This window comes from Bacillus clarus, from assembly GCF_000746925.1.
Lineage (GTDB): Bacteria > Bacillota > Bacilli > Bacillales > Bacillaceae_G > Bacillus_A > Bacillus_A clarus.
Genome location: NZ_JMQC01000012.1, coordinates 44,347 through 53,401 on the forward strand (window position 1 = coordinate 44,347; position 9,055 = coordinate 53,401).

The 9,055-nt window shown below is 32.5% G+C and carries 8 protein-coding genes; 4 read left to right on the forward strand and 4 right to left on the reverse strand.

The genetic code is table 11. The features are described 5' to 3' along the window. The first annotated feature begins 35 nt into the window (after positions 1–35). From mobQ to DJ93_RS29550, 4 genes are all read left to right on the forward strand, one after another. A complete protein-coding gene (gene mobQ, locus DJ93_RS29535) occupies positions 36–3,182 on the forward strand; it encodes a MobQ family relaxase (RefSeq protein ID WP_042985273.1) in 3,147 nt (1,048 codons plus the stop codon). A gap of 149 nt (positions 3,183–3,331) precedes the next feature. Then, positions 3,332–4,630, forward strand: coding sequence for a TcaA 3rd/4th domain-containing protein (locus DJ93_RS29540; protein ID WP_042985275.1), 1,299 nt, complete (start codon positions 3,332–3,334; stop codon positions 4,628–4,630). Positions 4,631–4,681: 51 nt separating this feature from the next. Continuing rightward, entirely contained in the window at positions 4,682–5,449 is a 768-nt protein-coding gene (locus DJ93_RS29545; RefSeq protein WP_142920657.1) for a hypothetical protein, read from the forward strand. 110 nt (positions 5,450–5,559) lie between these two features. Further along, positions 5,560–6,006 (forward strand): hypothetical protein, encoded by a 447-nt coding sequence (locus DJ93_RS29550; protein WP_042985276.1) that lies wholly within the window; start codon positions 5,560–5,562, stop codon positions 6,004–6,006. Between the two features lie 133 nt (positions 6,007–6,139). Here DJ93_RS29550 and DJ93_RS29555 read toward each other — a convergent pair whose 3' ends face one another. The 4 genes from DJ93_RS29555 to DJ93_RS29565 all read right to left on the reverse strand — a co-directional run bounded on the left by DJ93_RS29555 (position 6,140) and on the right by DJ93_RS29565 (position 8,964). Further along, entirely contained in the window at positions 6,140–6,583 is a 444-nt protein-coding gene (locus DJ93_RS29555) for a DnaD domain protein (RefSeq protein ID WP_042985277.1), read from the reverse strand. A gap of 235 nt (positions 6,584–6,818) precedes the next feature. Continuing rightward, positions 6,819–6,983, reverse strand: coding sequence for a hypothetical protein (locus DJ93_RS33535; protein ID WP_181969240.1), 165 nt, complete (start codon positions 6,981–6,983; stop codon positions 6,819–6,821). Positions 6,984–7,078: 95 nt separating this feature from the next. After that, positions 7,079–7,777: a replication-relaxation family protein gene (locus DJ93_RS29560; protein ID WP_042985279.1), complete on the reverse strand. Its 699-nt coding sequence runs from the start codon at positions 7,775–7,777 to the stop codon at positions 7,079–7,081. Between the two features lie 5 nt (positions 7,778–7,782). Next, a complete protein-coding gene (locus DJ93_RS29565; RefSeq protein ID WP_042985281.1) occupies positions 7,783–8,964 on the reverse strand; it encodes an FtsK/SpoIIIE domain-containing protein in 1,182 nt (393 codons plus the stop codon). Positions 8,965–9,055: the final 91 nt, after the last annotated feature.

Sequence of the window (9,055 nt, forward strand, 5' to 3'; positions counted from 1 at the left end):
AGTTTAGACATAATAAAAAATGGGAGGTGAAACGAATGGCAATCTATCACTACAATACACAAGTAATAAAACGCTCTGAAGGTCGTAACGTAGTTGCGGCTGCTGCATATCGTTCTGGAGACAGATTGGTAGATGAAACTACAGGTGAGATTAAATTTTATCATCGTGGTGTAGAACCTGTCGCCTTCGTTTTAGCTCCTGAAAATGCTCCTGAATGGGTGTATGACCGTCAAGTATTGTGGAATGAAGTTGAGAAATCTGAAAAGCGATCTGATTCACAATTGGCAAGAGAAATTAATGTTGCACTTCCGAAGGAACTTAGTCATGAACAACAAGAAGAATTAGTAAAAGAATTTGTTCAAGACAATTTTGTTAATCATGGAATGGTTGCTGATGTTGCCATTCACCGTGACGATGAAAATAATCCGCATTTTCATGTCATGCTTACAATGAGATATATTGACGAAAATGGTTTTGGAAAAAAAGCAAGAGAATGGAATCCGGGATTTAAAAATGTAAAAGGTGGTCGTGGATTTATTGCGGAAAAAGATACAATTACTCAGGCACGTTCTATGTGGGCTAAACATGCAAATGATGCATTAGCAAAAGCCGGAATTGAAGAACGTATTACGCACCTACGACTAGATACGCATTTAGGAAAAGATAAAGATGCTCTTCTGTTAGTTCCAACTCAACATCTTGGGCCAAAACAAAACGCAATGGAGAAAAAAGGAATCAGAACACCGAAGGGTGATCTGAATCGTGAGATTAAAAATCATAATGCGGAAGTTAAGTCATTCCATGAAGAAAAACAGCGTATTAAAGAAACTCGTAAACAAGAAAAAGAATTTGATACGTTATCTGTTGCGGAAAAAGTTGCATTAAAAGATGCAAGTCGCGTTATAAAAAAATATGCTACTTATGAATCATGTTCTGGACGTTTAGAGCAATTGAAAAATTGGGAAACTCGTATCCAAAATAAAATAGAATTAGAGCCAACAAATAATGAATTGTATCAACAATTATATAAAGTAACTGAACAAAAAAATGTAGTAGAAAAAGCTGTAGATATTTTTGAACAAGAAGCACTTCGAGAGCTTCCAAATCACTTTAGTACTGAATCTTTATCTCAGTTTACAAAAGATGAATTATGTACACTATATCAACACATGAAAGAGCATGGAAAAGTAAATGAAGAGGGTTTAAGCAATTGGATAGAAGAATATCGTGAATCACAGCAAATGGATATCGCAAAACGCTATATGAAAGATACTCCTATCACAATTGATACCTTACAGAAAGAATTAAACAAACTTACAAGATGGGAATCAACACTTCAAGAAAGAAAACAAGATTTATTCGAACAAATGAATAAATCACAAACCCCTGAAACATTTAAAGCGATGCATAAAGATGAATTTGACACAATTACAAATCGTGAATCGTGGTATAAAGAAAAACGAAATGCAATTGAAAATGGTTTTGATATTTTAGAGCGAGAATTACGAAGAACTGTATTTGCATCTTATCCAAATTGGAATCGTGTACCTTATTTATCTGTTCATGAATTAAAAGATGTTCAGGAGTTGAATCGTTATCACGGACGCATGTTATCCGTTGACGAATTGGAAAATCGTGAACAGCTCACACGCTTTACAAAAGAAGAGAGAAAAGAAATTTACGATGTTTTAGACGAGTTAAAAGAAATCAAAAAAGCTATTCCGATGTTCAAGAAAGATGGTTCTGAAGAATCTTTAAATAAGATTCAATTACTACAAAATTACATGGTAACGCAAAAAGAAAATATCTATGCGAAATATGGATTCAGTATAGAAGATAAATCATTCTTGAAATTATTTAGAGAAGAATGTAAGCAACAAAAGGATATGTTCTGGAAAAAAGAAGCACCAGAAAAAGTACAAAGAGATAAGCCACAAAGAGGTACTTTAACAAATGAAGAAAGAGAAAGTATCAAATTAGCTTCAAAAGAGTTAAAACGTTTTGTAAGCTATGATGCTTGTGAAAAACGTTTAGAACAATTAGATAAATGGGAAAAATCACTTGTTAAACAAATTAGTAATGATCCAACGAATAATGAATTGTACGATAAATTATATAAATTGCATCAACAACGTGAAATTATTCAGGATGCAAAAGTTGCATTGGAAAATGAAGCGATTCGTGAACTTAATAAACGTTTTAATTCAGACTTCCTTTCACCATTTGCAAAAGATGAATTAAGATACGTATTCGATCATATCAAACAAAATGGTGAAATTACAAAACAAACTTTAGCTTATCTTGTTGAAGGATATCAAGGTGACAAAGCGATTGATAATGCTAAACGCTATGTTAAAGAACCAAGTTATGAAAAACTGAAAGTAGAAATGGATAAACTAACAAATTGGAAACGTGCAATTGAGCGCAAACTAGATGAACTTGCAAAAGGTCTTGAAAAGGCACCGGATCAAATGGCATTCCAAAAAGAAAATAAAGATAAATTTGAAGAGGTGTTCTCACAAGAACAATCATATGAACAAAAGAAAGCTGTTTTAGAAAAAGCATTCGAAGTAGTAGGCGAAAGAGAAATTTTAAAACTTGCTCTTCAATATCCTGAATGGCAAGATATTGAACATTTCACACCAGAACAAGCACATCAAATTTTAGAAACAAACCGCTATTATGGCCGTGTAATAGGTGTATCTGAATTTGCTACTTTAAAAGATTCACCGAAATTCAGCTATAATCAGCGTGAAGAAATTTATGATGCAATTAGTAATATGAAAGAAATTCAAAAAGCAATTTCGGTTTTTGAAAAACAAAATACTGAAGAAGCTGAAAAAGATATCGCCACATTAGAAAAATATTATGCAACGTATCAAGCGGTTTTAGATAAGCATGGAATTGATATGAGTAATCCAACAATGATGAGATTATTCTGTGAGGAATGCGAAAATTGCGGAGATGTTTTTGTAGAAAAAGATTCAGCATGGAAAACTAAATTCACACCTGAATATACTCCTTCTGAACGTTCAAGTGCAAGTGGTTTGATTGGTGAGATTTTATATGCCATTGAGCAAGCTGAACGTGATGCGGACAGAAAAACACAGGAACGTCAACGTCAAGCACAAGGAATGAGAATGAAGCGTCAAAGACAGCGTGGTATGAACTTAGATTTATAAGAGCTAGAAATTGTCTAGCTCTTTTTTTCAAAAGGATATTTTTGGAATATTCATCTTTTTTAGAATTTCATGTTATTAAGTCTTTCTTAAGCCTTGTTTATGGTTTTATAATTGAATTGTAAAAATATAGTGGGAAAAGAGGAAGAAAAGTGGAAATATCATATTTGAAAAACAAAAAAGTTGTATTGCCAGTTGGAATAGCTGCCGTATGTATCGCGGGTTTTCTCACTGCTGGATCTATGCTTAGTCATTCTAGGGAAGAAGTTGTTGAAACAGTAAAAAAATCGATAGAGACACAAGATGAAAAAGCTTTTTTATCCGTATTACCTAGTGAAGCGAAATCATATCCATTTGCTGAAAATGGCGTTAAATCATTCTTAAAAAAAGCACAGAAGGATTCTAGGCTTGTAGTAGATATGATGGATACGGAGAATGTGAATGTAGCTCCTAGAGTGCTAGAAGTACGTTCGAAGGGTCTAATGCCATATGAAATAATAAAGGATGGTAAGAAGTGGCTCTTTTTTGATAATTACGTAGTAAAACCTAAAGATTATAGTATTCAATTAGAAAATGTCGATAAAGATGTAATTCTTACATTAGAAGGAAAAAAAGTTTCTTCTTCTACCTTCCAAGAAAAGTTTTTACCAGGAGAATATAGCTTAGTAGCAACCAAAAAATATCCGTGGACTACGGTGACAGATAAACAAACAATTACATTAGATGGTAAAGATTCGGTGGAAAAAGTTTCACTCAATTTAAAAGGAAACAAAATTGATTTGTCCAAAGATTTTGTTGGATCAGACATTTTATTTAAGGGTCAACCAACAGGTGTTAAGGTTGGTGATAGCGAATCAAAGAATTTTGGCCCAATTAATAAATCTGACGAAAAAGAAGTAAGTTTAAAAGCTGATTTTCCATGGACAAAAGATGGTACAGCTAAAATGAATGTAGAAAAGAGAAGTGGTTTTGGTTACGCAAATGCCAATTTTTCTTTTAAAGTAGATGAAGCAAAGGTAAGTGAATTTTATAACACATTTCTAAAGGAATATGGAGATGCAAATGTAAAACAGAGTATTGAGCCATTTACGACAGCAACAGAAAAATATAAAAAAGAGCAAGCGGATATATTTGCAACTAATGCAAAAGGCTTTGCGATGACATTTAAAGGTACACTTGTAAAGTCATATTTGAACAAGGAAACTGTGAAAATCGTTTCTAACGGGAAAGGGTATCCAGTTCTTAAAATGGAAGGTAAAGCAATGTATCATTTGCCTGCCGGACAATATTCACCTGAAAAGGATCAGTATTCAGATGTTACAGTTGAAGCTTTGTTTGATAAAGAACAAAAAGCGTGGAAAGTCGATACAGCTTATGTAACTCAAGGATTCATGTCCTCACAGCCAAATGTGAATGAGGAAAGCAAATATATTATTACAAATGCGAAATGAAAAATATCTTAATGTAGAAAAGGTGATTGGATAGTGGAGATAAGTTCTAGTGTGAAAAAACCTATTATCGAAGAAAGTGTTCCTTATGGGTTGCAAGACAGTAATGATTATTTGAAGGAACTAGTACAAACTAAAAAAATATACCAACTAAGTATTTTGGTTATTCTTAGCGTTCTAACAATCTATACACCATACGGAAGTGTAGTTAATATCTTGGTGGGAGATATTAATGGGATTTTTAAACCCATTGTTGGAGCAATCTTTTTTACTACCCCTGTTACAATAGCATTTGCATATATATTTAGAGAACAAAGAACCCTTTTGTTTAAAAAAGTAACTTTTCAATTATATAAAAAATCGATGTTCTATGCTTTGTGTGTAATTCTTTTCGTGCTATTAATGTTAAAGGGAGTGACTATGATTTCTCCATATAAACCTAATGATAATCCGATTTTGGATTCAAGTTACTTGGCTATGGTACTGAAATTACCGGGATTGGCTATTCAATTGATAGGCGAGAATATAATCTTTGTTTCCTTTTTACTATTTGGTTATAAAGTAATGCAAACCATATTATTAAGAATCCCTGTTTTATTAGGATGCTCTTTTCTCTTTGCGGGTTTGTGCTTTGGTTTACTGCATCTTCCAACATATAATTTTAATTGGATACAATGTGTTTTTGTGATTGGTATTCCTGCCATTTCGCACATGTTTATCTTTGTAAGATATCAGAATGTACACTTGGGATATTGGATGCATTTTAACTATGATTTATTAGCGATGGCATTTGTATTCCTTGGGAAAATTACATCAAGTTAAAAATATTCGATAAATACACATATTTATAATTCCTTTTTGTAGAAAAAAGGAATTTTTTGTTTGAAAAGAGTATTTATTCCTATATAAGCTTATAGAAAGGAGGAAAGCACTTGGTTGAGTGGCTGCTAATGTTACTTGTTTTATTAGGCATATGTGTTTTAATAGCTGTGCCATTTCTTTTATTGGAATTGGCTGATTATATGGATGCAAATCCAGTTCCAGATTGGATACAAACAATTACTCAATTTCTTTTTGGTTGGGAACCACATATGTTTCATCCGTATATATCATTGACTATAAAGATAATTGCTGTAGTTGGTATGATAGTTGCGGCGATTTACTTTTGGATTCGATACAAGGAAGAGAATAATGCATTTGCACAATTATTAGCTTATGGCTTTGGAGCTGTTAGTGCATACTGGCTAGTAGTTAATCTTATCATTAAACCAACAACAGCATATATTGCTAATTTATTTCAGCCTATTGGCGGTGGTGGGTCAGGTTTACTTTTACTATTAGTTCTTGGTGTGATTTTGTATAATACTAAAAAGGCGTAGTAATTTTTTGACAATGCTATTCTTTTATCAAAAGTATGGCATTTGTTGATTTGAAATAAAGTTTAATCAAAAAAGCTCTACAAACCCATAAAAACAAAGACAGATCCTTTTTAAAAAGGATCTGTCTTTGTTTTTAAAGGTCTTTATTTAGAAGGAGTCTAACATATTGCCCTAATTGTTTATCCGTCATGCCACATATAATTGCTTCACGTAATACATGACCTAATTCAGAGTCTTTATTGTATTTTTCGTTCCACTTTTTGTATTTGGCATTTTCTTGTTTGGCTAATGTTATTGCTTCTTCTACTGTTTTAACATCTTTTTTTGACCAGTCAACAGCAATATCAGAAAATAATCTGTTTAATGTGCACACTTCCGTTGTTAGCATGACATAGTGAATTAATACATTGATAACAGGATCAGACAATCTGCCATTTTCTTTTGCTATAGAAATACTATTTAAATCTCTCAAATGAGGTGTTGTTGCTGCTATGCAATTAGATAATAATTTTTCAGGATTCGAAGTATTCATTAACTCTATAAATTGTTTTACTTGATTTTCAAAATCTTGTTCCATATAGTTGTTTCTCCTTTATAAAAAATAGCTTTGAATGAAGAGTGATATTATCAATGTGTTTTAATTAAAAAAGTTAACATAATCATCAAATTGCAAAATTGATTGCACATGTTATAATATAAGTACAAACAGAAGCATAATCTATTTCACAATCTATATAATAAAAAAGAGAGCAACATGCGCTAACATGTGCTCATCTTTTAGGTAACCTAGCCGTTAGGGTGATGGTTATCGATTAACGTTTTGTTTTACGAGATCCACCCTTTTTCTTTTGCTTTGGTCGGCGATTAGAAAGGGTGGATTTCTCATTTTCTAAATACTTTTTCTTAAAAAGGTGTGCTGCGCTTTCACGTAGTACGCCTTTTAAAATTTCTTTAAGAAATTCGAGAAATGTTTCCATGGCTTTGTCACCCCCTTCCTCCATCTGAAATGGAAAGAAGAGAAATGATAACCATGCACCCTAACTATTCGGTTACTAAGTCATTATAGCATAATTTATATGTTAGAAGTTTTATTGTTCAATTGTATTCTGATTGTAGGCTTAGTGTCTTTAGACACTATAGTATCGGTCTTTTGTTTTTGAGTAGGCTTTGATTCGAATAAATGAATTAAATTCGTGATACTAGGAGCTTGAACAATACGTAAAACGTTAGTTTCTATATTGTAGCGTGTATCTGTAATAAATAAAATGATTGGAAAAACCTTTTTATCTGTTTTTTGCCATTCAAATTCTTTCCAAATTTCCGAATGATAAAATGCTTCGTATCGACCAATCTTCTCTTGCATTACCTTTTCTGAATAAACATTTCTTTGTATTTCAACAAAGAACGGTGTCCTTTTAAAAATACAGAACAAATCGCATTCAATGGTTCCCTTTTCAGCAAATTTTGGTTCAACAAGTACATGAGTTGGCTCATCATATTTTTTCATTTCAATGAATGTGTCCGCAATAGCTAAGAAATGCAATGTTTTTTGGCTGCCTTCTTTTATTTTAGTGTCTGCCGGAGCGTATACAAACGGTTGAAACGCTTTGAATGCTTTAATATGTCCACGGTCTTGTAGCCGTTTGAGTACTAAATTACAAGTACTGACAGGCTTTGTTAAATGAGAAAAGTGTAAGGCGATAATTTGATCTCTACTTAATACACGAAAACGATATAAGTCACTAATAATCGCTTTATCACGTTTGTTCATAGCTTTTAGTCATCCCCCAACATTCCGAATATGGATTCTTTTTCAGAACTTTCATTTTCTATATTTTGTCGGTCCACATCATGTGTTTTTTTATAATTCTTTAGAATTAGTTTTGCTTTTTCTTCGGACAGAAAAGGTGCCTGTATAGTTTCTAGTGTATCGAAATTTAGAATCATACGTCCTTTAGCGGTCTTAGGAATTTTTTCTGCACCTGGGCAATCCATTACATTTGCATTTGTTGCATTTTTACAACGAAACCCCATTGTCACAGTAAGGTTATTCTTAATTTTACCTTCTAATATTTTAGAATCTGGCCGCTGCATAGACAGTAGTAAAAATACACCATTTGTTCTTCCGATTGAACTAATTTCTTCAATAATGCTTAAAATTTCTTTTTCATTTTGGAGTAGAGGGTACTCATCGATACACAGAAGAAGATACGGAAGCTTTTGTGACAATTGGTCTATATGAGTACACTCGTGCTTATTCAGGAGTTCCCCTCTTCTTTGCATTTCTTTTTTTAATTTTACAAGTACGGGATATAGGGAATTTGCTGTATATGTAGTACTTTTGACGTGTTGGATTTTTTGGAAAAGGTGAAATTCGGATTTTTTTAAATCACACAGGTATAAGTGTAGTTTTTCAGGTGTTTTATGTTGTATAAGAGTCGTTAAAATGGCACGTATTTGTGTACTTTTTCCACTTCCAGTAGTGCCAGCAATTAGTATATGGGGATGTTCTACCATATCATAAATTGTGTATTGATTGTATTTATTTAATCCACATACAACAGGTAATTTTTCATTTTCTAAAGGAAAAGCATCATAATTATATAAAACGTTTTGTATTTCATTTGGGAAAATACGTATTACAAATTTTAAAGTACCTGTTTCTAATTCTGCACGATCACTCAGATATTGTTTAAATACATATTCCTTCCGTTTAATGTCTTCAGGATTCATACCGCGGGGAATTGTAAATACAATTTCTGCATAGTCCATAAGTTTTATGCTGCGTATCTCTGGGTAAATATGAACTTTTAAATCGGTGAATTTGTCTTTTTGCACTAAAAATAATTGAGCCGAATGAAATGCTTTAGTTGTCTTATCTCTAATTATTCGAATAAGCTCTTTCTCTTCTTTCTGTTCTTGGTACTGCTGCCATAAGTTTTTCATTCGATTAATCATGATTACATCCCCCTTTAGAAATGAGATGGAATAAAAAATTATAAAAAATATAATTTTTGTGTATAAAAAATTGGGAAGTTGGGCATTAAGG

Excerpts from the sequence above, each read along its gene's own strand:
- DJ93_RS33535 (WP_181969240.1), bottom strand. The coding sequence starts at position 6,983 with ATGGAAACATTTCTCGAATTTCTTAAAGAAATTTTAAAAGGCGTACTA.
- DJ93_RS29555 (WP_042985277.1), bottom strand. The coding sequence starts at position 6,583 with ATGGAACAAGATTTTGAAAATCAAGTAAAACAATTTATAGAGTTAATG.
- DJ93_RS29565 (WP_042985281.1), bottom strand. The coding sequence starts at position 8,964 with ATGATTAATCGAATGAAAAACTTATGGCAGCAGTACCAAGAACAGAAA.
- DJ93_RS29560 (WP_042985279.1), bottom strand. The coding sequence starts at position 7,777 with ATGAACAAACGTGATAAAGCGATTATTAGTGACTTATATCGTTTTCGT.
- mobQ (WP_042985273.1), top strand. The coding sequence starts at position 36 with ATGGCAATCTATCACTACAATACACAAGTAATAAAACGCTCTGAAGGT.